Origin of the sequence: Luteococcus sp. (assembly GCF_043424415.1) — a bacterium.
In the GTDB taxonomy this organism is placed as follows: Bacteria; Actinomycetota; Actinomycetes; order Propionibacteriales; family Propionibacteriaceae; genus Luteococcus.
On sequence record NZ_JBHWOO010000156.1, the window covers coordinates 1 to 23037 of the forward strand.

Genomic DNA, 23037 nt, shown 5'->3' on the forward strand with positions numbered 1-23037 from the left:
TTCTCCCCGCACCGAGGTGCGGGGCGGCCGTCAGCCCTTGCACGTCACTGGACCAGACGGTCCACCAGCTCGTCGGAGACCAGGTAGGGCAGGGTGATCTGCGCCTGGCCGGCCCGCTCGGTGTTGAAGTCGGTCGCCACCTCGATCGAGTGCTCATTGCGCGCCCAGCTGCGCCGCGCCACGCCACACATCACGTCCCACATCAGCGAGCTCTTGATCACCTCGTCGACCCGCTCCGAACCGTCCAGCACCAGGCCGAAACCGCCATTGATCGAATTGCCGATGCCGGTGCCGCCGCCATTGTGCAGCGCCACCAGGCTCATGCCGCGCGCCGCATTGCCGGCGAAGCACTGCGTGGCCATGTCCGCCATCACGTTCGAGCCGTCCTTGATGTTCGAGGTCTCGCGGAAGGGCGAGTCGGTGCCCGAGACGTCGTGGTGGTCGCGGCCCATCATGATCGGACCCACCTCGCCATTGCGCACCATCTCGTTGAACTTCAGCGCGATGTCACAGCGGCCCTTGGCGTCCTGGTAGAGGATCCGCGCCTCGGTGCCGACCACCAGCTGGTTGTGCTCCGCGTCGCGGATCCAGTTGTAGTTGTCGCGGTCCTGGCTACGACGGTTCGGGTCGATGCAGTCCATCGCCGCCTGGTCGGTCTTGACCAGGTCCTCGTGCTTGCGGCTCAGGCAGACCCAGCGGAAGGGGCCGTAGCCGTAGTCGAAGAGCTCCGGACCCATGATGTCCTCCACATAGGAGGGCCAGATGAAGCCATTGCGGTTGTCGCCGCCCTTGGCGATCTCGGTGATGCCCGAGTCGAAGATGGCGCTCATGAAGGAGTTGCCGTAGTCGAAGAAGTAGGTGCCGCGCTCGGTGAGGGTCTTCACCAGCTCGTAGTGGTGGCGCAGCGTCGAGTCGACCCGGCGCTTGAACTCCTCACGGTCGGTGGCCAGCAGCTCGGTGCGCTCGTCGAAAGTCATTCCCTCGGGGCAGTATCCGCCGGTGTACTGGGCGTGGCAGGAGGTCTGGTCGCTCAGCAGCGGGACCAAGATGCCGTGGTCCACGACGTACTGCAGCAGGTCGACGATGTTGCCGTGGTAGGCGATGCTCGCCGGCGTCCTTGACTCGATGTGCTCGTTGGCGATCCGGAAGACCTCGTCGAGGTCGGAGGAGACGTGCCCGATCCAGCCCTGGTCGATGCGGGTCTGGATGCGCGACAGGTCCACCTCGGCGATGACGCCGACGGCCCGTGCGATCTCCGCCGCCTTCGGCTGGGCGCCGCTCATGCCACCCAGGCCGGAGCTGATGAACAGCACCCCCGACAGGTCGCCGTCGGCGGGGATGCCCAGGCGCTGACGTCCGGCGGTCAGCAGGGTGTTGAAGGTGCCGTGCACGATGCCCTGCGGGCCGATGTACATCCAGCCGCCGGCGGTCATCTGGCCGTAGTTGGCCACACCCAGCTCCTCGGCGCGCTCCCAGTCGTCGGCATTGTCGAAACGGCCGATCATCAGCGAGTTGGTGATCAGCACCCGCGGCGACTCGGGACGCGACGGGAACAGGCCCAGCGGATGGCCGCTCATCACCACCAGTGTCTGGTCCTGGGTCATCTGCTCCAGGTACTTCATGATCAGCCGGTACTGCAGCCAGTTGGCGCACACGCTGCCGGTCTCGCCATAGGTCACCAGCTCGTAGGGGTACAGCGCGACGGCGAAGTCCAGGTTGTTGTCGATCTGCACCTGCATGGCCTTGCCCTCGACGCAGTTGCCCTCGTACTCGTCGATGGGCTTGCCACACAGGTTCCCCTGCGGACGCCAGCGGTAGGCGTAGATGCGTCCGTAGGTGCGCAGCTCCTCCAGGAACTCGGGGGCGGCCAGCTCATGCAGCTCCTCGGGCAGGTAGCGCAGCGCATTGCGCAGGGCGGTCTTGGTGTCCTCGGCATCCAGCCGAAAGCCACGCGAGGGGGCCCGGCGGATGCCTTCCTCGAAGACGGGATCGGCGGGCCACTCGGCGTCGAGCTTGATCTGCATCGCAGCGGCGGTGCTGCGGTTGTCGTAGGTCATCGTGTCTTCCTTCGTGATCAGGGAAATCAGGGCTCAGTTGGCGGTGTCGGAGATGGCTGCGAGGGGATGCCAGTGCTCGACGGCGGTGTGCACCAGGCGGGCGGCAGCACGGGCAGTGCGGTCGTCGACGTCCAGCGGCGGGCAGAGCTCCACCACGTCGACCATCACCAGCTGCCCACTGGCGGCCACGTGCGCCACCACGGCGTCGACGACCTCCATCGGGACGCCATGGCCGGCCGGGGCACTCACTCCGGGGGCGACGGCGGCGGGCAGCAGGTCGAGGTCGATCGACAGGTGGAGCACATCGACCTGGACGCGGAAGGCGTCGACGGCCTCCAGCAGCCGGTCCAGGTGGCGGGGCTGGCAGTCGACGTCGAGGACGACCTCCACCCCCAACTCTTCCGCGGTGTCGAAGAGCACCTTCGTGTTCGATGCCCGGCTGATGCCGGCCACCATGTAGCGGAAGTCACGACCGGCGGCCTGGTCGGCCATCGCCATCTGTCGGAAGGGGGTGCCCGAACTGGGACGATCTGCCTCGCGCAGGTCGAAGTGGGCATCCAGGTTCAGCACTCCCACCCGCAGCCCGTCCAGCCGGGACGAGGCGGTGCGGCCGAGGTAGCTGGCCCAGGCCGTCTCGTGGCCACCGCCCAGCACCACCACCAGGCCGTGGGAGTCCAGGGCGCGGGTGATCAGCTCGCCCATCTGCTCCTGGCCGGTCTCCAGCTCGTCGCCGGTCACCGTCACGTCACCCAGGTCGTGCAGCGGCAGCGGCTGGTGGACCGCCAGCGGACCGAGCGCGGTGCGCAGGGCCGCGGGTGCCTGGGCGGCACCGATGCGTCCCTTGTTGCGCGCCACCCCGGCGTCGCAGCAGAAGCCGACCAGGGCGGCGGCCTCGGCCGTCTCCTCGGTCGGCGTCGATACGGCGTCGAGCACCTCCACCTGCTGGTGCCAGCGGCGGTGCTCCGGTCCGGGGCCGTCGTCGCGGCCCGTCCAGACGTGGGGGCTCACAGCAGCACTCCTTCCAGCATCAGGGTCGAGGCGATCGGCACCCCGGGGCGGTAGCTCAGGTGCAGGTGGTTCGGGGCGTCCAGCACCGCCAGGTCGGCGCGGGCGCCCACCGTGATCCGTCCGATGTCCTCGCGGCGAAGCGCCGCCGCGCCACCACGGGTCACCGCCAGCACCGCCTCCGAGGGCGTCATGCCCATCTCGCGCACCGCCAGGGCGATGCAGAAGGGGATCGACGAGCTGTAGCAGGTACCCGGATTGCAGTCGCTGGCCAGGGCGACGTGCACACCGGCATCCAACAGTGCCCGGGCATCCGGATAGGGCGACTTCGTGGAGAACTCCACGCCCGGCAGCAGGGTGGCCACCGTCGAGGAGTTCGCCAGCGCGTCCACGTCAGCCTCGGACAGGAAGGTGCAATGGTCGACGCTGGCCGCACCCAGCTCGACGGCCAGCTGCACACCCGGCCCGTGACCGATCTGGTTGCCGTGCACGCGCAGCTCCAGACCGGCCGCGCGGCCGGCCTCCAGCACCGTGCGCGACTCCTCGCCGGTGAAGGCGTGCGAGGAGTTGGGCTCGCAGAAGACGTCGATCCAGCGGGCGTGCGGGGCGCAGGCCTCCAGCATCTCGCCGGTGACCAGCTCCACATAGCCCGCGCGGTCGTCGGTGAACTCGGCCGGCACCACGTGCGCTCCCAGGAAGGTGGTCTCGCTGGTGTGGCGACGCGCGATCCGAAGGCTGCGCGCCTCGTTGGCGACATCCAGTCCGTAACCACCCTTGATCTCGACGGTGGTGGTGCCCTGGCGACGCATCTCGTCGAGCCGGATGCCCACCAGACGGTCGAGCTCGGCGTCGCTGGCCCCGCGGGTGGCGTTCACGCTGTTGCCGATGCCACCGCCGTCATAGCGCGCCCCGGTCATCCGGGCGACGAACTCCTCGGAGCGGTCCCCGTCGAAGACCAGGTGCGAATGGCTGTCGACGAAGCCCGGCAGCACCGTGCGCCCGCCCAGGTCGTGGCGGGCGTCGGCGGCCGGCGCCTGGGTGGCATCCCCCACCCAGGCGACCAGCCCGTCCTCGACGACGACGGTCTGGCCGCTGCGGGCACCAATGGCGGCCTGGCCGTCCTCGTCGCAGGTGACCAGTTCGCCGATGCCGGTCAGCAGGGTGGAGCTCATGCCAGCGGTTCCGGCAGGGCGGCGTTCACGGCCTCCAGCAGGCGGCCGTCGACGATCGCCTGGTGCACCAGCTCGATCTCGGGGGCCAGGAAGCGGTCGGGGCCCACACCTTGGTAGCCATCGACGTGCAGCAGCTCGATGACGGCGGCCGAGGCCGGGCCGGGCTGGGGCGGCTTGCGCAGCTCGATGCCGCGGGCAGCGGTGAGCACCTCGATGGCCAGCACGCGGGCCAGGCCGTCGACAGCCCGGCGCAGCTTGCGACCGGCGGCCCAGCCCATGCTGACGTGGTCCTCCTGCATGGCGCTGGAGGGGATCGAGTCGACGCTGGCGGGCACCGCCAGGCGTTTGAGCTCGCTGACGATGCCGGCGGCGGTGTACTGGGCGATCATGTGGCCCGAGTCGGTGCCCGGGTCGTCGGCCAGGAAGGCGGGCAGGCCCTGGTTGCGGGCGACGTCCTGGTAGCGGTCGGTGCGGCGCTCGCTGATGCTGGCCAGGTCGGCGACCGGGATGGCCAGGAAGTCCAGCGCGTAGGCGACGGGCACGCCGTGGAAGTTGCCATTGGAGACCACCCGGCCGTCGTGGGTGACCACCGGGTTGTCGACGGCCGAGGCCAGCTCGTGGCCGGCGACGGTGGCGACGTGGTCGATGGTGTCGCGGCCGGCGCCGTTGACCTGCGGGGTGCAGCGCAGCGAGTAGGCGTCCTGCACGCGGGTGTCCTTGGCCGGGTCGCGGTGGCTGTCGCGGATCGGGCTGTCGGCCAGCACCTTGACCAGGTTGGCGGCGGCGGTGGCCTGGCCCGGGTGGGGACGCAGCGCCATCATGTCGGGGGCGAAGGGGGAGTCGGAGCCGAGCAGGCCCTCGATGCTCATGCCGGCGGCGAGGTCGGCGACGGTGTAGAGCTTGCGCAGGTCGTGGATGGCCAGGCACAGCATGCCGAGCATGCCGTCGGTGCCGTTGATCAGCGCCAGGCCCTCCTTCTCGGTGAGCACGACCGGGGTGATGCCGGCGGCCTCCAGTGCCTTGGCGGAATCCATCTTCTCGCCGGCGGCATCGCGCACGACGCCCTCGCCCATCAGGGCCAGGGCGCAGTGGGCCAGCGGGGCCAGGTCGCCCGAGCAACCCAGCGAGCCGTACTCGTGGACGACGGGGGTGATGCCGGCATTGAGCATGGCGACATAGGTCTCGAGGGTCTCGGGGCGGATGCCGGTGCGGCCGGTGGACAGCGTCTGGATGCGCAACAGCATCAGTGCGCGCACCACCTCGCGCTCCACCTCGGGGCCGCTGCCGGCGGCGTGGCTGCGCACCAGGGAGCGCTGCAGCTGGGCGCGCATCTCGGTGGGGATGTGGACGGTGGCGAGTGCCCCGAAGCCGGTGGAGACGCCGTAGTGGGGCACGGTGTCGCTGGCGAGGTCCTCGATGACCTTGCGGCTGCGACGCACCTCCTCCATGGCCTCGGGGTGGACGCTGACGGTGACGCCCTGGCGGGCGACGGCGACGACCTCGTCGATCTCGAGCGGGGTCACGCCAAGCTGGATGTCGGTGCTCATGGGCCCATTCCATCCGCAGAGGTCCTTGGCACGGCAAGGGCTTGGGTCGGGGTCGAGTCTCACAAGTGAGACCAGGTGCACACTGGTGCCATGAGCTCCCCGACGAAGCCGTCGCCTCCGGCGCGAGGCCAGGCCACGGCAAGCCCCGCCGCCAGCCGCACCCTGGCGGTGCTGGAAGCCCTGGCCAGCTCGCCCGAGCCGCTGGCGGCTGGCCACCTCGCCCGCGAGCTGGGCATTCCGCGCGCCTCGCTCTACCGGCTGTTGTCGACGATGGCCGAGCACGGCTTCGTCATGCCCGTCTCGGACAGCAACCGCTGGGCCCTGGGGGTGGGCGCCTATGAGCTGGCCTGGGCCTACCGGCGCCAGAATCCGCTGCAGCGCATGGCCAAGCCCATGCTCAGCCGGCTGGTGGACAACACCGGCCACAGCGGCCACTTCACCGTGCTGCATGGGCACGACGTGGTCTACGTCATCGAGGAGCGGGCCCCCCACCGGCCCAGCCTGGTGACCGACGTGGGAGTGCGGTTGCCGGCCGAGGTCACTGCCTCTGGGCTGGCGATGCTCGCCGCCCTGCCCGACAGCCAGGTGGCGGCGCTCTTCCCGCACGACGGGTCCCTGGTGCAGCGCGAAGGCCGAGGCCCCTCCAGCCTGGTCGAGCTGCGGCGGATCCTGGCCCAGACGCGCCAGCGGGGCCATGCCGTGGAGGAGCACAGCGTCACCCCAGGGCTGGCCTCCGTGGCGATGGCCGTGGTGGACCGCGCCGGCTTTCCGGTGGGGGCCGTCGCCCTCACCTTCGAGGCCGAGCAGGTGACGCCCGGGCAGCGCGAGCGGCTGGCGGAGGCGATCCGCCACGTCGTGGTGGGCCTGCACGCCCGCCTGGGCAGCACCGCCCCGCCGCGGACCCCATGACGGCCGCACCTCATGACGGCCGCACCTCATGACACAGTCGTGCACAGATCCGTCCCACATGTGGGACAGCTGTGGGTGGACGGGCCTGTTCGCGAAAGCATCGGGTCAGGTCGACTGGGAGCTACGGGCACGGCGCCCACCTCAGTGAAGAGGAGATGAGAGATGAGCCTTGGCAAGCCTGCCCCCGACGCGGACGGCACCCACACCCCGGTGGTCCGCAATGAGTACGGGGTCCCGCAGGAGACCGGCGGCCTGGCCCGCGGCCTGAGCCTGCGACACATCCAGTTCATCGGGCTGGGCGCCGCGATCGGCACCGGCCTGTTCTACGGCTCGGCCAGCGCCATCCAGAAGGCCGGCCCGTCGGTCCTGCTGGTCTACATCATCGCCGGCGCGGCCGTCTTCATGGTGATGCGAGCCCTGGGCGAGATGGCCGTGCGCCACCCGATCCCGGGCTCCTTCGGCCAGTACGCCAGCCGCTACCTGGGGCCCTTCGCCGGCTTCGTCACCGGCTGGTCCTACACCTTCGAGATGATCGTGGTGGCCGTCGCCGACGTCACCGCCTTCGGCATCTACATGGGCTTCTGGTTCCCCGACACCCCGCGCTGGATCTGGGTGGCGGCGGTGATCTGCTTCATCGGCGCCATCAACACCCGCAACGTGAAGGTCTTCGGCGAGCTGGAGTTCTGGCTCACCATCGTCAAGGTCGGCGCCATCATCGCCATGATCCTGGGCGGCCTGGCACTGATGCTCAAGGGGGTCAGCTACCAGCCCGGCACCAGCGCGGGCCTGCACAACCTCACCAACCACGGCGGCTTCGCCCCCAACGGCATCGGCGGCATGGTGGCCTCGCTGGCCGTGGTGGTCTTCGCCTTCGGCGGCGTCGAGAACATCGGCATCACCGCCGGCGAGGCCGCCGACCCCAAGCGCGCCATCCCCAAGGCAATCAACTCGGTGCCGGTGCGCATCCTGCTCTTCTACGTGCTGGCACTGGGCGTGGTGATGGCGCTGGTGCCGTGGAATGCGATCACCGGCGAGGCCAGCCCCTTCGTCCAGATCTTCAGCTCGCTGGGCGTGCCCGCCGCACCCTCGATCCTGAACGCGGTCGTCATCACCGCCGCCGTCTCGGCCATCAACTCCGACACCTTCGGCGCCGGGCGCATGCTCTACGGCCTGGCCCAGCAGGGCCACGCCCCCAAGGCCTTCGCGTCGGTCTCCAAGCACGGCGTGCCCTGGCTCACCGTGCTGGTGATGTGCGGGGCACTGGTGATCGCCGCCGTGCTCAACGCTGTCATGCCGAAGAATGTCTTCGACCTGATCGCCTCCATCGCCACCTTCGCCACGGTGCTGGTGTGGTTCATGATCCTGCTGTCCCACATCGCCATGCGTCGCGAGATCGCCGCCAAGGGCCGTCCCGAGAGCGAGTTCAAGGTGCCGCTGTGGCCCATCGCCAGCTATGCCTCGCTGGTCTTCATGGTCTTCGTGGTGCTGGTGCTCGGCTGGTTCCCCGAGACCCGTATCGCGCTGATCGTCGGCGTGGCCTGGGTGGTGCTGCTGGCCATCGCCTACAGCCTGTGGGTCAAGGGTGAGGGTCGCACCGTGCACGAGCTGACCGACGAGACGCAGCTGATGAAGCCGGTCAAGTAGCCTTCCCGACGCACGACAGGAGCCCGGTACCCCTCGAGGGGTGCCGGGCTCCGGTCGTCCCCGGCGGGCTTCCTGCCCGACTCGGTGGCGACCTCAGTCCTGTTCGGCCTGCTGCACCGCCGCCAGGGCCGCCACTACCGAGGTGCGGGCATCGCCCTCGGTGGCGGGCAGGATCGGGATGCCCATGGAGTGCATGACGCGCTGCATCCCTTCACCCATGTGGTCCACGACGACCGCCTGGATTGCCTGCTCCTTGAGGAAGCGCACGATCCGGGCATGGTGCGCACCGTGGGTGCCGGCGTCGTGCGACTCGTCCCAGGCCACTTCGTGCACCTGCCAGTCGACCACGACCGGTCCGGTGGCCGACGGCTGCACCTCGGCGACGCCAACCCAGTGGGCCCGTCCCCAGGCGTGGGCGCTGAGGCCGTCGGCAGTGGTGGGGGTTGCCAGGATCATCGGTGCTCCTCGTTGCTCAGGTCGCCCGGACGGGCTGCCGGACCTCATTCCTAGGCTACGTGGCACCAAGGGGTGGGATACTGGGCGCCCCGTCCACAAACCACACCCACGGCGCCCCACACCGCAGCATCTGCAACCAGGGGCGCTCTCGACGTGGTTTGTGGACGCGGGACCAGCCGCTCTCAGTCGTGGGCGTGCTTGACGGCGTGCACCGTGGCGTCGAACTGGCGCGTGATCTCGTCGTGGGGGCGGTGGGTGACCAGGCTGACCACGACGGCCACCAGCAGGGCGGCGAGGAAGCCGGGCAGGATTTCGTAGAGGTCGAAGATGCCGCCCTCGACATTGCCCCACCAGGCCACCATGAGGGCACCGGTGACCATGCTGGCCAGGGCCCCGGCCGTGGTGAGCTTGCGCCAGAACAGGCTGAGCAGCACCACCGGGCCGAAGGAGGCACCGAAGCCGGCCCAGGCGAAGGCCACCAGCGCCAGGATCGTGTCGTTCTGCGTCCACGCCATCGCGGCGGCCACGACGGAGACCACCAGGACAGCCATGCGCCCCATCAGCACGTGGTGGCCGTCGGTGCGGTCGTTCCTGTCCAGGGCCTTGTAGATGTCCTCCACCAGGGCCGAAGAGGTGACCAGCAGCTGGCTGGAGACGGTCGACATGATCGCCGCCAGCACCGCGGCCAGCATGAAGCCGGCGATCAGCGGGTGGAAGAGAATCTGGCCCATCTTGATGTAGACGGTCTCGGGATCGGCCAGCGTCACGCCGTTCTTCTGGTGCCAGGCCACACCGACCAGGGCGGTGGCGATGGCGCCCACGACGGCGAAGAGCATCCAGCCGATGCCGATACGACGTCCCGCGCGGGCCTCGGCGGTGGAGCGCAGCGCCATGAAGCGCACGATGATGTGCGGCTGTCCGAAGTAGCCCAGGCCCCAGGCCAGGGCAGAGATGATGCCCATCAGCGCCACCGAGGTGAACGGGTGCGGCAGCACGGCCATCCGGTCGATGCCGGCCCGCGCGTCGGAGGCCTGCACCAGGCGCGAGACCTCGCCGAGGCCACCCAGGTTCACCAGGCCCACCAGCGGGACGGCCACCAGGGCGGCGAACATCATCAGGCCCTGCACGAAGTCGGTGTAGCTGACGGCCAGGAAGCCGCCGAACAGGGTGTAGGCGATGGTGACGCCGGCCACGACGAGCATGCCGGTGCGGTAGTTGATGCCGAAGCTGGACTGCATGAAGACGCCGCCGGCCACCATGCCGGAGCTGACGTAGAAGGTGAAGAAGACCAGGATGATCAGGCCCGAGACGACGCGCAGCAGGCGGCTGCGGTCGTGCAGGCGGTTCTCCAGGAAGCTGGGCACGGTGATCGAGTCATTGGCCTCCTGCGTGTAGGCGCGAAGGCGCGGGGCGACCACCTTCCAGTTCAGCCAGGCGCCGACGGTCAGGCCCACCGCGATCCAGGCCTCCACCAGGCCCTTGGCGTAGATGGCGCCGGGCAGGCCCATCAACAGCCAACCGGACATGTCGGCGGCACCGGCGGACAGGGCTGCGACGGCCGGGTGCAGGTCGCGTCCGCCCAGCATGTAGTCGTTCAGGTTCTTGGTCTTGCGGTAGGAGTACCAGCCGATGAACAGCATGGCGGCCATGTAGGCCACCATCGCGATGGTCTGGAAGGCGGTGTCGCTCATGGGGAGCCTCTCGCACGTCGATGGGGTCGTCGAACGATACCGCGCGCAGGATCGCCCCGGGGTTGATCCACGCTCCGGTCGGCGGACGCCTCGTCGGCCGCGATCCGCAAAAAAGTGTTGCCATCCGTAGGTTGCAGCATGCGGATCTGGCCATTTTCCTGCGGATCACCCTCAACTCGTGCCCGTTCGGGAGTGATTGGCGACGGCGTAGGCTCGGCCGGGTGAGTGTCGAGTTCGAGTACCTGGGCCTGAAGGACCACCCGCCGCGCCGGGTGGAGTACCACGAGGCCTGGGAGCACCAGCGGGAGGTGCACGCCCGGGTTGCCTCGGGCGAGACCGGCAACCAGGTGATCTTCGTCGAGCACGACCCCGTCTATACCGCGGGCCGCCAGACCAAACCCCATGAGCGGCCCTTCGACGGCACCCCGGTGGTCGATGTCGACCGCGGCGGCAACATCACCTGGCACGGGCCGGGCCAGCTCGTCGGCTACCCGATCGTCCAGCTGCCCGACCGGGTTGGCGTGGTGGACCACGTGCGTCGGGTCGAGCAGGCCGTCATCGACGTCCTGGCCAGCTACGGCATCCTTGCGGGACGGGTGCCGGGGCGCACCGGGGTGTGGCTGCCCGCCGACGACCCCAGCACCGTTCCGCTGGTGGAGCCAGGCCGTCACCACAGGGCCGGCGACACCGACCGCACCGGCAACTTCACCTTCGATGCCCCCGCGGTGGCCGCGCCCGCCACGGGAGGTCTGCAGCTGGCCAGCGTCGAGGGCCAGGCCCCGGCCGTCGGGCAGGCGATGGGTGGTGCGGAGCGCAGCGGGCATGGTCCGAGCGTGCGAGGACCGTTCGATGACGCGCGGAGCGCGGGGGGTTCGAGGGGGGTCGGCCCCCCTCGCCAGGGGATGCGCCCGGAACGCAAGATCTGCGCCATTGGCATCCGGGTGACGAAGCGGACCACCCTGCACGGCTTCTCGATCAATGTCTCCAACACGCTGGACGGGTTCGACAACATCGTGCCGTGCGGCATCAGTGACGCCGGTGTCACCACCATGGCGGCCGAGATGGACGGCCCGCCGCCGACCCTCGTGGAGCTCGCCGAGCGGCTGGAACCGCTGCTCGCGGCCCACCTTTCCCGGGAAGGTAACCTGAAGAAGTGACGATTGCACCTGAAGGCCGAAAGCTCCTGCGCGTCGAGGTCAAGAACTCCCAGACCCCGATCGAGCGCAAGCCGTCGTGGATCAAGACCAAGGCCGTGATGGGTCCCGAGTACCGCGACCTGCAGAACCTGGTGAAGGGCGAGGACCTGCACACGGTGTGCCAGGAGGCTGGCTGCCCGAACATCTTCGAGTGCTGGGAGGACCGCGAGGCCACCTTCCTGATCGGCGGTGACCAGTGCACCCGTCGCTGCGACTTCTGCCAGATCGAGTCCGCCAAGCCCGAGGGCTATGACCCGGCCGAGCCGGTGCGCGTGGCCGAGAGCGTGCAGAAGATGGGGCTGAAGTACGCCACCATCACCGGTGTCTGCCGCGACGACCTTGAAGACGAGGGTGCCTGGCTCTATGCCGAGACGATCCGCAAGGTGCACGGGCTGAACCCGGGCGTGGGCGTCGAGATGCTCGCGCCCGACTTCAGCGGCAAGAAGGAATTCCTTGACCAGCTCTTCGAGGCCCGGCCCGAGGTCTTCGGGCACAACGTGGAGACTGTGCCGCGCATCTTCAAGCGCATCCGCCCCGGCTTCCGCTACGAGCGCTCGCTCGAGGTGCTCACCATGGCCCGCGAGGCCGGCCTGGTGACCAAGAGCAACCTGATCCTGGGCATGGGTGAGACCCGCGAGGAGATCAGCCTGGCCATGCAGGACCTGCACGATGCCGGCACCGAGCTGCTGACCCTCACGCAGTACCTGCGCCCGGCCGTCACCCTGCTGCCCATCGACCGCTGGGTGACCCCGGAGGAGTTCGACGAGCTGGCCGAGGAGGCCACCGAGATCGGCTTCAGCGGCGTGATGAGCGGCCCGATGGTGCGCTCCTCGTACCGCGCCGGCCGCCTCTACCGCCAGGCGATCGAGGCCCGCGCTTGATCTGGCAGCACAGCACGGCGACGGCCGGGCGGTGGGACACCCGCCCGGCCCTCGTGCACCATGTGGGCAGGGATCGTTGCCAGGGAGCGCCGATTTCCTTGCAGACAACAGGAGGGGACCGATGATGACCGGGGGGATGCAGGAGCACACGTCGACGGGTTTCGACCTGGTGCTGATGGAGGCCGACGACAAGCAGGCCATCTACGAGACCTGGGTGCAGCTGAGTTCGCAGACCCACGGCTTCCACCGCTATGTCATCGACCAGGGCATCTGCCATCGCATCGACAAGCTGAAGCCCACCAATTGTGACCTGTCGCTGGCCACCCGGATCGCCGCGGCGATCAGCCGGGCCTACCGGGAGCAGGGCCGGCTGCCCGAGAGGATCACGCGCGAGTACTGGTGAGGCCCAGCTGCGTGCCGCGGTTGAAGACGGCCGAGCCCATCGGGCGGCTCGCCAGCCAGAAGCCGGTGGCCAGGGCAAGGTAGCCCAGGCCGATGGCCACCATCAGCGGGCGTGAGACGCCGCCGGGCGGGATGATGGCCGCCGCCAGCACCGAGGCGAGCACGATCGCGGCATTGAAGACCACGTCGTAGATGACGAAGACGCGCCCCTTCACCTCGTCGTCGACATGGGCCTGGACGACGGTGTCGATGCAGATCTTGAGTGACTGCGCGAACCAGCCGATGAAGAAGCTCGCCACCACCAGCGGCCAGCGCCGCAGCACCAGACCGGGCAGCAGCTGCACCAGCGCGCTGGCCAGCAGCACCACCACGATGCTGCCGCGCATCCCCAGCCGGTGCGCCAGCGGCGGCACCAGCAGCACCGAGCAGGCGAAGCCCACACCGCTGGCGGCCATCCACAGCCCGATGTCGGCCATCGCCGCATTCACCTCGGTGGGGGCGTGGACGTGGTTGCGGAAGAGCAACAGGACGCTGACCAGGGTCAGTCCGTAGAGCACCCGCTGGTAGGTGATGGTCACCAGCCCCAGCAGGGCGGGACGCCGGTGCGCCAGATGGCGGCCGGCGTCGTGGAGGGCGTGCAGGGTCTCGACGAAGCGGGTCCGGGGTGCGGGGTCGAGCGGGCCGAGGCTGCGCGGCGACAACCGGGAGGCCACCAGGCTCGAGGTGGCCCACATCGCGGCGGCGCAGCAGAAGATGACGGCATCGGCCATCGCGGCCGGCCAGGGGCTGGCCAGCCGGATTGCTCCGGCCAGCGCCCCGCCCAGCAGCAGGGTGGTGGGGCCGATCATCGGCATCACCGCCGAGGCGGTGAGGAATTCGTCGTCGTCGATGGTGTGCTGCAGCCCGGCGCTGAGCCCGGCCAGCACGAAACGGTTGAGGGCCAGCGCCACCATCAGGCAGCCGAACAGGGCGGTGGAGACCAGCGGTGCCGTCGAGCCGGTGGCGACGATCGCCGCGATCACCAGTGCCAGGACGCAGCGCGTCGCGTCCACCACCACCGCCACGGTGCGGCGCGACCACCGGTCGAGCAGTCCGCTGACGAAGGGGCCGACGATGCTGAAGGGCATCAGGGTGATGGCGAACATCGCCGCGATCGCCCAGGCGGTGGGTTGCTGGGCGGGGTTGAACAGGATGTGGCTGGCCATGCCCACCTGCAGGGTGCCGTCGGCGCACTGGGTCAGGGCGCGGATGGTGACCAGCTTGCGGAAGCGGTCGTGGCGCAGGAGGCGTCGCAGGTTCTGCACGAACTGCACGGCATCCTCCTGGTCTGGTCCCGCGGGTGCGGGACCCTGCGATGCTACCGGGCCGGCGCGAGGAGCTCCCACGAGGCCGGATGGGGCGGGTGGCCGCCGCGGACTTGACCGCCAGGCTTGAATGGGGACATGTCTTCCCTCTTCGAACCGATCAGCCTTCGCGGGCTCGAGGTCCGCAACCGTGCCTGGGTCTCGCCCATGTGCCAGTACAGCGTCGAGGAGCGCGACGGCGTCGTCGGCGACTGGCATCTGGTGCACTACGGCAGCTTCGCCGCCGGTGGCTGGGGCCTGGTGGTGAGCGAGGCGGCCGCCGTGCTGCCCGAGGGCAGGATCAGCCCCTTCGACGCCGGCATCTGGGGCGGCGAGCACGTCGCGGCCTGGCGCCGGATCAACGCCTTCATGCACTCCCACGGCGCCAGCACCGGCATCCAGATCGCCCATGCCGGCCGCAAGGCGAGCACCGACCGCTGGTGGCAGGGCGTCGCGCCGCGCACCGTCCCGGTGGAGGAGGGCGGCTGGCAGCCGGTCGGCCCCACTGGTGCGCGCGGTGCCGGTGAGGAGTTCACCACCGAGGTGAAGGCCCTCGACGAGGACGGCATCGCCCGCGTGGTGGAGGCCTTCGCCGAGGCCGCGGTGCGTGCCGAGAAGGCCGGTTTCGACGTGGTCGAGGTGCACGCTGCCCATGGCTACCTGCTGCACCAGTTCTACTCGCCGCTGAGCAATACCCGCACCGACCGGTGGGGTGGCAGCTTCGAGAACCGGGTGCGCCTGGTGCTCGAGGTGGTCGACGCGATCCGGCAGCGCTACCAGGGGGTGCTGGCGGTGCGGATCTCGGCCACCGACTGGGTCGAGGAGGGATGGAGCGTCGAGGACTCCGTCGCCCTGGCCCAGCTGCTCAAGGAGCATGGCGTCGACCTGGTGGACTGCTCCACCGGCGGCAATGTGATGGCGCAGATTCCCGTCGGCCCCGGCTACCAGGTGCCCTTCGCCGAACAGGTGCGGCGCGAGGCGGGCATCGCCACCAGCGCGGTGGGCATCATCGAGACCCCGGAGCAGGCGGAGCAGATCATCGCCGAGGGCCGGGCCGATGCGGTGATGCTGGGCCGGGAGGCGCTGCGCGACCCGAACTGGCCGCTGCGCGCCGCGCACGTGCTGGGCGTGCCCAATGAGGACGCGCCGTGGCCCAAGCAGCGCTGGCGTGGCTACTGGCGCTGAGCTGAGCCGAGCTGAGCTGAGGGGGCGGGGCAGGCGACGGTCAGCCGGCGGCCAGGCGCCAGTCGAGGAATTCGCGCAGGTCGCCGGTCTCGCCGTCACGCCCGCCGCGCCCCACCACCAGTGGGGGGTCGGTGGGCTGGAGCTTCACGCCGGTGAGCCGGGCCATCGCCCCGGCCGGGACGGTGAGGACGTAGTAGCCGCCGTCGGTGCCGATGGCGATGGACTGGTTCTGCCGCAGGTACCAGCCCTGCCGGTCGGTCTTGACCTGGTGGCCCTGCAGGGTGGTGGCGCGCAGCGGGGTGGGTGCGATGCCTCGGCGGGTGGCCTCGGCGACGAACTCGTCGATCATCTGCTGGGCGACGACTGCCTCCGCCTTGGCCTGCTGCTCGGCCAGTTCGACGCGGCGGCGGGCATCCTGCTGGCGTTGGCTCATGCAGGCCACTGTAGGCAGCACCGGGCTCGCTACACACCATTTTCGGCGTGCTCGTCCTGCGATGCGGTTGGCTCTTCTGGGTGCTCGCCACCCCAGGGATTTTGTCGGTGGCTGCGGATAGCGTGCGAGCATGGCCAGGACTTCCCAGCGAACCTCCAAGAAGCGCGCGGTGTTCTACTGGCGCAGTTGCGTGTCTCAGCGGCATCTTGAGGAGGCATGTGAGTACTTGGTGGATGCGCTGGGTGTGGACTGGCCGAGCGTGGAAGCCCGGGCGGATGTGGTGGCCGTACTGAAGGGCCGGTTGCGACAGGCAGAGAGAGGCCGCCTTCGTCCGCGCGAGGAGTGCAAGCCGATCCGAAAGGATCCTGAGCTGTATGAGATTCGGTGGACCGAGGACGTACGGGTGGTCGATCGGGACCCGGTCTCAGGCTTGTTCCTGCCGGAGAGAAATGTGCATGTTCGCCTCTACTACGCAGAACGGGATGGTGAGTCCTGGTTTTTGGGGTTGCATGGTCACGAGAAGAGGTTCGGCTGGTCGGACGTGGAAACCGAAGCCATGCAGGACGCGGAGATCGCCCGTGCCGCGAGCATCTACCGGCAGGAGGCCCACTGTTGCTGGGGGGTACCTGAGCTTCAGGAGGCCCATCCTCGTGGGCTTGAAAACACTCCCACCCGAGCATAAGCTCAAACTTATGAACAACGAACCGTTCGAGGTGGTGCAGGCGCGAGCCGACGCCCTGGTTGAAGCGCTTGAGGACCTGAAGTTCGACCTGGTGGAGCTGCGCGAGAAGCGCATGACCCAGAAGGACGTTGCCGAGCGCATGGGGATGAGCCAGTCGGCGGTCTCGCAGTTCGAGCGGTATGACTCGAACCCCACGCTCACGACCCTCCGTCGCTATGCGCTGGCTGTCGGTGCCCGCCTGCGGATCGAGGTGGTGGACGATGTGGAGGAGCAGCCAGTGGCGACGACGACGTCGGGGGAGGACTTCACCTTCATGGACTCCGGACGGGACGTGATTGTCACGGACATGACGGGGGTCATGGCCGATGCCTGAGTTGGAAGAGCTGCATCGACTTGCCCAGCGGGCCTCACTCCAGTCGGTGGCCTGTCGCCTGCTGAGTGCGGAAGCGGCGTCGGATCCAGCGGCAGGGACGGCCGAGGTGGAGGCATCCCCGACCTTCGAGCTTCGCATCGCAAGGCCAGACGCCCCCAAGCCCTTTGACAGCTTCCTGGTCGGGGTGCGGATCGACGCGCAGAGCAATCGTGGGCGCGCGGCGGTCTGGTACGAGGCGCACTATGCCTTGACGGGTGAACCTGAGCCGGTCGGACTGCCGCTCCTGACGCAGTTCGCCAACGAGGTGGCCGTGATGGTGCTGCTGCCGTACCTGCGTGAAGGGCTGGCGGATGTCACCCGGCGTGTGTGGGGGTCAACGCTCCTGGTGCCGATGATGCAGCGGGGGCAACTCGTCTTCTCGGTTCCGAGCCAAGAAGGGTAACTGCCTCCAGCCTGAGGGTGCCTGTCCGTCCGCGCTCTCCTCGATGGAGGCGGGCGTCCCAGTCGGCGCCGCCGCTGCTGTTGGCACGTTCAAAAAAAGAGGCACCTAGGGGCTGCTGGTCACCCCCAGCAACCCCCAGGGCGTATGTGGACCACCACGAGTGTCAGTGCTGATTGGCCGACCGCGGGCTCATGAGTTGATCGTGCAAGTCATGGATCCTGCGGGACTTCTCTGCGGTGATGCAACGTATTCAAGCACCTAGAGGGTCCCAGAGCCAACCGGATGAGAAGAAAAGAATAAGAATGGCCTGAAATGGCGCTCCAGACCGTGCAAGGCGCTCCCCCAACAGTTCTGGAAAGACAGTCCGGCCTCGCCAACCACCCCGGGGGAAGGGCGGCCGACAGGGCCGGATGCGTCAGTCGGCGGCGAGGGCTTCCGTCGGGGTGGCATTGGCAGCCCTGCGGCCCGGCAGTACTGAGGCCACCGCCGCCGCGACCAGCGTGATCGTGATCAGGCCCACCATCATCGGCCAGTTGGTCGCGAACTGCATGGGAGCGTCGATCCCCGCCTGCCGCAGCAGCGCCTTGATGCCCAGCCAGCCGAAGAAGGTGCCGGCGCTGACGCCCACCACCACGCCGGCCAGGCCCAGCAGCAGCGCCTCCACCAGCAGCATCAGCCGCAGCCCGGCGCGCTGCATCCCCAGCGCCCGCAACAGGGCCGACTCGCGGGTGCGCTCCAGGACGCTCAGGCCCAGGGTGTTGCCCACACCCACCAGGGCGATCAGCACCGCCACGCCCAGCAGCGCCGAGGTGATCAGCAGCAAGGTGTCCAGCACCCGGCTCACCATGTAGGCCTCCGCCACCGCACCGGTGGCGAAGACGCCGGGGGAGGCCTGCTGCACCTTCTGCAGCGGCGCCATCGTCGCGCCCATGTCATCCCGGTCGGCCAGACGGGCCCAGTACAGGTGCGGGCTGGGATCGGCCACCAGCTTCGCCAGCGTCTTCGGCGAGACGATCACCACCCCGTCCATGGGGGCCGCCTCGTCGGGCAACGCGGTCAGCGTCACCGACTGGCCCTTGCTGCCGGTGAAGGTCAACTTCGTCCCCGCCTTGTACCCCTGGGTGAGTGCCCTGCCCTCGGGGACGGTGGCCGCCATGTCGGCGCGGGCGATGGCCGTGGCCTTCGGGTCCAGCGCCACCACGGTGACCGGCTGGTGCTCGGAGTCCATCACCGTGCCGCCCTGCATCACCACGCTGCGCTCCACATTCGGCAGATCCTTGAGCTTGGCCACCACCTGGCTCGACAGCCCCCGCTGGGCAGCCGCCGTCGGGTCCTGCGAGGTGAAGTCACCCAGGCTGAAGACCTGGACGTCGACCGGATAGCGCGAGTCGATCTCGGTCAGCACGGTGCGCTCGGCCGTTGCGCTGCCCACCTGCAGGGCGACGATCAGGCCACAGGCCAGCATCAGTGCGGTGGCCGTCGCGGCAGCCCGTCGCGGATTGCGCGCCGAATTGCTCGCCGCCAGGCGAGCCGACGGACCAGCGAAGCCCACCAGGCGACCCAGGGCGCGCAGCACCCACGGGATGTAGATCGGTGCGGCGAAGAGCACGCCGATCGTGATCAGCAGCGAACCGCCCACCGCCAGCAGCACCGGGTTGTCGGCCGCCGACGAGTCCTCGCCCACCGGCACCCGCAACGAGCGCCAGGCCAGCCAGGCACCGGCCAGCGCGATCAGCCCACAGACCAGGGCCCGCACGATCGACGTGCGTCGCACCTGCTCGCTGGTGGCCACCGGCTGCAGCGCCTCCAGCGGCGAGACCCGGGTGGCCTTCAGTGCGGGAAGCATCGCGGCCAGCACCGTCAGCACCACGCCGAGGAGCAACTCGGCGCCCAGCTCACCCCACGGGAAGCCCAGGCCCCAACGGGTCGCCCTGGTGTAACTCGCCCCGGCCCAGGCCAGCACCGTGCCGAACAGCAGTCCCAGGGTCGAGCCGATCATGCCCAGCAGCACCGCCTCGGCCAGGAAACGTCGCCGCACCTGCGCACCGGTGGCACCCACAGCCCGCAGGAGCCCGATCTGGCGACGACGCTGGGCCAGCAGGATGGTGAAGGTGTTGGCGATGGTGATCAGGCCCACCACGGCGGCGATGGCGCTGAAGACGAACAGGGCGTACTTCATCACGTCGAAGTCGCCGGTCACCCCATCCATGGCGACCTCCTGGGCCTGCTCGCTGGTGCGCACCTCCAGGTTGCGGCCCGTGGCACCATCAGGGGTCTCGTCCGGGTCCGTGACCAGCGGCGACAGCACGCGCCGCAGCTCGTCCCGGATGGCCTCGGGATCGGTGCCGTCGGCCAGCGCCAGCACCCAGCTGGGGTTGGGGCCGGCCGAGCCCACCTCGCCGGCCAGCGCGGAGGGCGCCAGGTAGGCCGACTGGAAGAACATGCTGGGCGGGTCGTCCGACAGACCCACCACCGTCAGCTTCTCGTCCCCATTGGCCACCGTGTCGCCCACTCCCGCCTCCAGCTCCTCGGCGAGCTGGGCGGACAGCGCCACCTGGCCCTTCTTGGTGGGCCAGGCCCCCTCGGTGAGCTGTGCCCACCGGAAGCGTTCGGTGGGAGTCCCATAGAGGGAGACGTAGACGGTGGCGGAGTCGGTGCTCAGGGCCGAGGCGCTGCTGAGGCTCGGCTCGGCGGCCTCCACCCCGTCGATGCCCATGACCGCCTTGCGCACCTGGGCGTCGGTGGTGCCGTCCTTGGCCGAGGCGATGTCGACCACCAGGTCTGCCGTGGAGCTCGGCAGCGCCATCGAGCGGCCCGTCGCCGTCGACTGGGTCTCCATGAAGATGCTGACACCGCTCATGAAGGCGATGCTGATCGCGATCGCCACCAGCGTGGCGACGATCCGCCCGGGGTGCTGGCGCACCTCGCGTGCTGCGTCGGCGAACATCAGGCACCCACCTCGGTCAGCGCCTGGTTGACCGACTCGACGCTGGGACGGTCGATGTCGTCGACGATCCTGCCGTCGAGCAGGATCAGGGCCCGGTCTGCGTGGGCCGCGGCCTTGGCGTCGTGGGTGACCATGATGATCGTCTGGCCCAGCTCGTCGACGCATCGACGCAGATAGCCCAGCAGTGCCGTGCCGGTCTTGGAGTCCAGGGCCCCGGTCGGTTCGTCGGCGAAGATCACGTCGGGCCGGGTGACCAGCGCCCGGGCCATCGCGACGCGCTGCTGCTGGCCGCCCGAGAGCTCGCTGGGGCGGTGGTCCAGGCGCTCGTCGAGGCCCAGCGAGTTCACCAGCTGGTCGAGGAAGTCCTTGTCCGGCTTCTTACCCGCCAGCTCCAGCGGCAGCACGATGTTCTGCCGGGCCGTCAGCGTCGGCAGCAGGTTGAAGGACTGGAAGACGAAGCCGATGCGGTCGCGGCGCACCAGGGTGAGCTGCTTGTCGTTGAGCTCGTTGAGCACCTTGTCGCCCATCACCACCTGCCCGGAGGTGATCCGGTCGAGGCCGGCCAGGCAGTGCATCAGCGTCGACTTGCCCGAGCCGGAGGGGCCCATGATGGCGGTGAAGGAGCCCTTCTCGAAGCCCACGTCCACCCCGTCGAGTGCCCGCACCTGGGTGCGTCCCGAACCGTAGACCTTCACCAGGTCGACGGCCTGGGCCGCCAGTTCCCCACTGCGACCACTCGAAGGTCGCGGCGCGGGGCGGGGGCGGACGGACTGGGCGGCTGCCTCGGTTTCCGACGCCGAGGCCACCCCACGGCGTAGCGTGGCCGACGTGTGGACCACCTCGTGCTCGGATGCTGGGTGCGACATGGATGAAGCCTCTCCTCGCTGGTGCGGAGCCCCATGGCTCCCGACCCGGCAAGCCTAGGAAGGGACCGGGGCCGTTGGCGACGGACCACGGTGGCCTTCTGGCGCCCGCGACGTCATCCCACGGGATGGTGCGGACCCCCTGGTCGCTCAACCGCCGGGCTGATGCGCGCCCGAGCCCAGGAGGGTGCCGAGGAGGCTGCCGGCACAGCGGCCTGGCGGGCTAGAGTCACGATGTCCACCAGGAGGCCGCAGGGTCGGCACTGAACCCCACCGCTGTCCGGGCCGGACCACCCCTTCCCCGCCTTGGCGGAAAGCCCATCCCACAGGGAGTCCCCATCCCACAGGGAGTCCCCATGATCGACGGCTGGACCCAGACAATGGGGGCCATGCCCCTGCTCGGCATCGCCGCCGCCGCCATCGCCCTGATCCTGGTGCTGGTGATCGTCTTCAAGCTGCACGCCTTCCTCACCCTGGTGCTGGTCAGCCTGGCGACCGCCTTCGCCACCGGCATTCCGGCGGGCGAGATCGTCCCCACCCTGACCAGCAGTTTCGGCAACACACTGGGGTCGGTGGCCCTGCTCGTGGGGCTTGGTGCGATGCTCGGCAAGCTCATCGAGTACTCCGGCGGCGCCCAGGCGCCGGCCGACCGGCTGATCAGTCTCTTCGGTGAGTCCCGCGCACCCCTGGCGTTGGGCGTCGCCTCCCTGCTGATGGGCTTTCCGATGTTCTTCGACGCCGGCCTGGTGGTCATGTTGCCGGTCATCTTCGCCGTCGCCGCCCGTCTCGGCGGGCCCGTGCTGCGCTATGCCATCCCGTCTGCCGTCGCCTTCTCGGTGATGCACGTCTTCGTGCCGCCGCATCCCGGCCCCGTCACCGCCACCGAGCTCTAGGGCGCCAACCTGGGCCTGGTGCTGGCCCTCGGCCTGCTCATCGCCATCCCCACCTGGTACGTCTCGGGCTACCTGTGGGGCAAGGTCTGCGCGCGCCAGTTCCCCTTCACCGACACCAACGGCCTGTTCGGCACCATCGACGGCGACGCGGTCAAGAACCCGCCCAAGGTCTCCACCGTGGTGCTCGTGCTGCTGCTGCCGATGCTGCTCATCTTCATGAACACCGGCCTCGACTTCCTGCGCGCCGCCGGCGCCGTCTCCAAGGACGCCCCCTGGTTCCACGTCGCCCGCACGCTCGGCTCCTCACCCGTGGCCCTGCTCATCTCGGTGCTGGTGGCCCTGGTCGCCCTCGGCTTCGCCCGCGGCGAGGACGGCACCGCGCTGGAGAAGATCGTCGCCTCCTCGCTGGGCCCCATCTGCTCGGTGGTGCTCATCACCGGCGCAGGCGGCATGTTCGGCGGCGTCCTGCGCACCTCCGGCATCGGCCAGGCACTCAGCGACTCGATGGAGGGCATCGGCCTCCCCGTGATCGTCGCCGCCTGGGTGATCGCCGTCGTGCTGCGCCTGGCGCAGGGCTCGGCCACCGTCGCCCTGGTGACCGCCACCGGCCTGATGGCCCACGCCGTCGCCACAGGCGGTTTCTCCAGCGGTGAGGTGGTCGCGATCACCCTGGCCACCGCCGCGGGCTCGGTCTTCGGCAGCCACGTCAACGACTCCGGCTTCTGGCTGGTGGGCCGGCTGTTCGGCATGGACGTGTCCACCACGCTGCGCACCTGGACGGTGCAGCAGACCCTGGAGTCGCTGCTGGGCTTCGCCGGCTCGCTGCTGCTCTTCGCGGTGCTCTGAGCCTCACCCCGGGCGGCGTCGTGATCTGCGACATCGCATGACCTGACAGACGGCGGGCGGACCCTGGTGA

Annotated in this window: 19 protein-coding genes and 2 pseudogenes; 11 read left to right on the top strand and 10 right to left on the bottom strand. The window is 69.5% G+C overall.

Annotation, left to right across the window (positions count from 1 at the left end; all coding sequences use genetic code 11):
- Positions 1-44 precede the first annotated feature (44 nt).
- The 4 genes from ACHFFZ_RS09515 to hutH are packed head-to-tail and all read right to left on the bottom strand — an operon-like array spanning position 45 to position 5781.
- Positions 45-2057 (bottom strand): urocanate hydratase, encoded by a 2013-nt coding sequence (locus ACHFFZ_RS09515; protein WP_394276399.1) that lies wholly within the window; start codon positions 2055-2057, stop codon positions 45-47.
- Between the two features lie 33 nt (positions 2058-2090).
- A complete protein-coding gene (gene hutG / locus ACHFFZ_RS09520) occupies positions 2091-3065 on the bottom strand; it encodes a formimidoylglutamase (protein WP_394276400.1) in 975 nt (324 codons plus the stop codon).
- Positions 3062-4234 (bottom strand): imidazolonepropionase, encoded by a 1173-nt coding sequence (hutI, locus tag ACHFFZ_RS09525; protein ID WP_394276401.1) that lies wholly within the window; start codon positions 4232-4234, stop codon positions 3062-3064. Before hutI ends, hutG begins: the two co-directional genes overlap by 4 nt.
- Positions 4231-5781 (bottom strand): histidine ammonia-lyase, encoded by a 1551-nt coding sequence (gene hutH, locus ACHFFZ_RS09530; RefSeq protein ID WP_394276402.1) that lies wholly within the window; start codon positions 5779-5781, stop codon positions 4231-4233. The genes hutI and hutH overlap by 4 nt, the downstream gene beginning before the upstream one ends.
- Before the next feature lie 90 nt (positions 5782-5871).
- Here hutH and ACHFFZ_RS09535 point away from each other — a divergent pair, with 90 nt between their 5' ends.
- Together ACHFFZ_RS09535 and ACHFFZ_RS09540 are read left to right on the top strand one after the other, a co-directional pair.
- Entirely contained in the window at positions 5872-6690 is an 819-nt protein-coding gene (locus ACHFFZ_RS09535; protein ID WP_394276403.1) for an IclR family transcriptional regulator, read from the top strand.
- A 162-nt stretch (positions 6691-6852) separates the two neighbouring features.
- The gene (locus ACHFFZ_RS09540) at positions 6853-8334 is read left to right on the top strand and encodes an amino acid permease (RefSeq protein ID WP_394276404.1); all 1482 of its coding nucleotides are present in this window, start codon (positions 6853-6855) and stop codon (positions 8332-8334) included.
- 93 nt (positions 8335-8427) lie between these two features.
- Here the strand turns inward: ACHFFZ_RS09540 and ACHFFZ_RS09545 are convergent, their stop codons facing one another.
- Entirely contained in the window at positions 8428-8790 is a 363-nt protein-coding gene (locus tag ACHFFZ_RS09545) for a NifB/NifX family molybdenum-iron cluster-binding protein (protein WP_394276405.1), read from the bottom strand.
- Positions 8791-8972: 182 nt separating this feature from the next.
- The gene (gene putP / locus ACHFFZ_RS09550; RefSeq protein WP_394276406.1) at positions 8973-10481 is read right to left on the bottom strand and encodes a sodium/proline symporter PutP; all 1509 of its coding nucleotides are present in this window, start codon (positions 10479-10481) and stop codon (positions 8973-8975) included.
- A 221-nt stretch (positions 10482-10702) separates the two neighbouring features.
- Between putP and lipB the strand changes: the two are divergent.
- The 4 genes and pseudogenes from lipB to ACHFFZ_RS09570 form a co-directional block, all read left to right on the top strand.
- Positions 10703-11113: pseudogene (gene lipB, locus ACHFFZ_RS09555) on the top strand (lipoyl(octanoyl) transferase LipB); the annotation flags it as partial.
- 270 nt (positions 11114-11383) lie between these two features.
- A complete protein-coding gene (locus ACHFFZ_RS09560; protein ID WP_394276417.1) occupies positions 11384-11638 on the top strand; it encodes a hypothetical protein in 255 nt (84 codons plus the stop codon).
- The gene (gene lipA / locus ACHFFZ_RS09565; RefSeq protein WP_394276407.1) at positions 11635-12558 is read left to right on the top strand and encodes a lipoyl synthase; all 924 of its coding nucleotides are present in this window, start codon (positions 11635-11637) and stop codon (positions 12556-12558) included. The genes ACHFFZ_RS09560 and lipA overlap by 4 nt, the downstream gene beginning before the upstream one ends.
- Positions 12559-12679: 121 nt before the next feature.
- Complete coding sequence (locus ACHFFZ_RS09570; RefSeq protein WP_394276408.1) at positions 12680-12961, top strand: hypothetical protein; 282 nt, start codon at positions 12680-12682, stop codon at positions 12959-12961.
- Here the strand turns inward: ACHFFZ_RS09570 and ACHFFZ_RS09575 are convergent.
- Positions 12942-14273, bottom strand: coding sequence for an MFS transporter (locus ACHFFZ_RS09575; RefSeq protein WP_394276409.1), 1332 nt, complete (start codon positions 14271-14273; stop codon positions 12942-12944). The genes ACHFFZ_RS09570 and ACHFFZ_RS09575 overlap by 20 nt on opposite strands.
- A 129-nt stretch (positions 14274-14402) precedes the next feature.
- Between ACHFFZ_RS09575 and ACHFFZ_RS09580 the strand changes: the two genes are divergently transcribed.
- Positions 14403-15488, top strand: a complete 1086-nt coding sequence (locus ACHFFZ_RS09580; RefSeq protein ID WP_394276410.1) for an NADH:flavin oxidoreductase/NADH oxidase — start codon at positions 14403-14405, stop codon at positions 15486-15488.
- A 40-nt stretch (positions 15489-15528) separates the two neighbouring features.
- On the opposite strand, the gene ACHFFZ_RS09585 is transcribed toward ACHFFZ_RS09580, so the two are convergent.
- Entirely contained in the window at positions 15529-15921 is a 393-nt protein-coding gene (locus ACHFFZ_RS09585; protein WP_394276411.1) for a hypothetical protein, read from the bottom strand.
- Between the two features lie 130 nt (positions 15922-16051).
- Between ACHFFZ_RS09585 and ACHFFZ_RS09590 the strand changes: the two genes are divergently transcribed.
- From ACHFFZ_RS09590 to ACHFFZ_RS09600, 3 genes are read left to right on the top strand one after another with little or no spacing between them, the layout of a single operon-like run.
- Entirely contained in the window at positions 16052-16603 is a 552-nt protein-coding gene (locus ACHFFZ_RS09590; protein ID WP_394276412.1) for a hypothetical protein, read from the top strand.
- 10 nt (positions 16604-16613) lie between these two features.
- Positions 16614-16976, top strand: coding sequence for a helix-turn-helix domain-containing protein (locus ACHFFZ_RS09595; RefSeq protein WP_394276413.1), 363 nt, complete (start codon positions 16614-16616; stop codon positions 16974-16976).
- 46 nt (positions 16977-17022) lie between these two features.
- Entirely contained in the window at positions 17023-17418 is a 396-nt protein-coding gene (locus ACHFFZ_RS09600; protein ID WP_394276414.1) for a hypothetical protein, read from the top strand.
- A 415-nt stretch (positions 17419-17833) separates the two neighbouring features.
- Here ACHFFZ_RS09600 and ACHFFZ_RS09605 read toward each other — a convergent pair whose 3' ends face one another.
- Both ACHFFZ_RS09605 and ACHFFZ_RS09610 read right to left on the bottom strand, forming a co-directional pair.
- A complete protein-coding gene (locus ACHFFZ_RS09605; RefSeq protein WP_394276415.1) occupies positions 17834-20365 on the bottom strand; it encodes an ABC transporter permease in 2532 nt (843 codons plus the stop codon).
- A complete protein-coding gene (locus ACHFFZ_RS09610) occupies positions 20365-21231 on the bottom strand; it encodes an ABC transporter ATP-binding protein (RefSeq protein ID WP_394276416.1) in 867 nt (288 codons plus the stop codon). Before ACHFFZ_RS09610 ends, ACHFFZ_RS09605 begins: the two co-directional genes overlap by 1 nt.
- A 386-nt stretch (positions 21232-21617) precedes the next feature.
- Between ACHFFZ_RS09610 and ACHFFZ_RS09615 the strand changes: the two are divergent.
- A pseudogene (locus ACHFFZ_RS09615) lies at positions 21618-22967 on the top strand (GntP family permease).
- Positions 22968-23037: the final 70 nt, after the last annotated feature.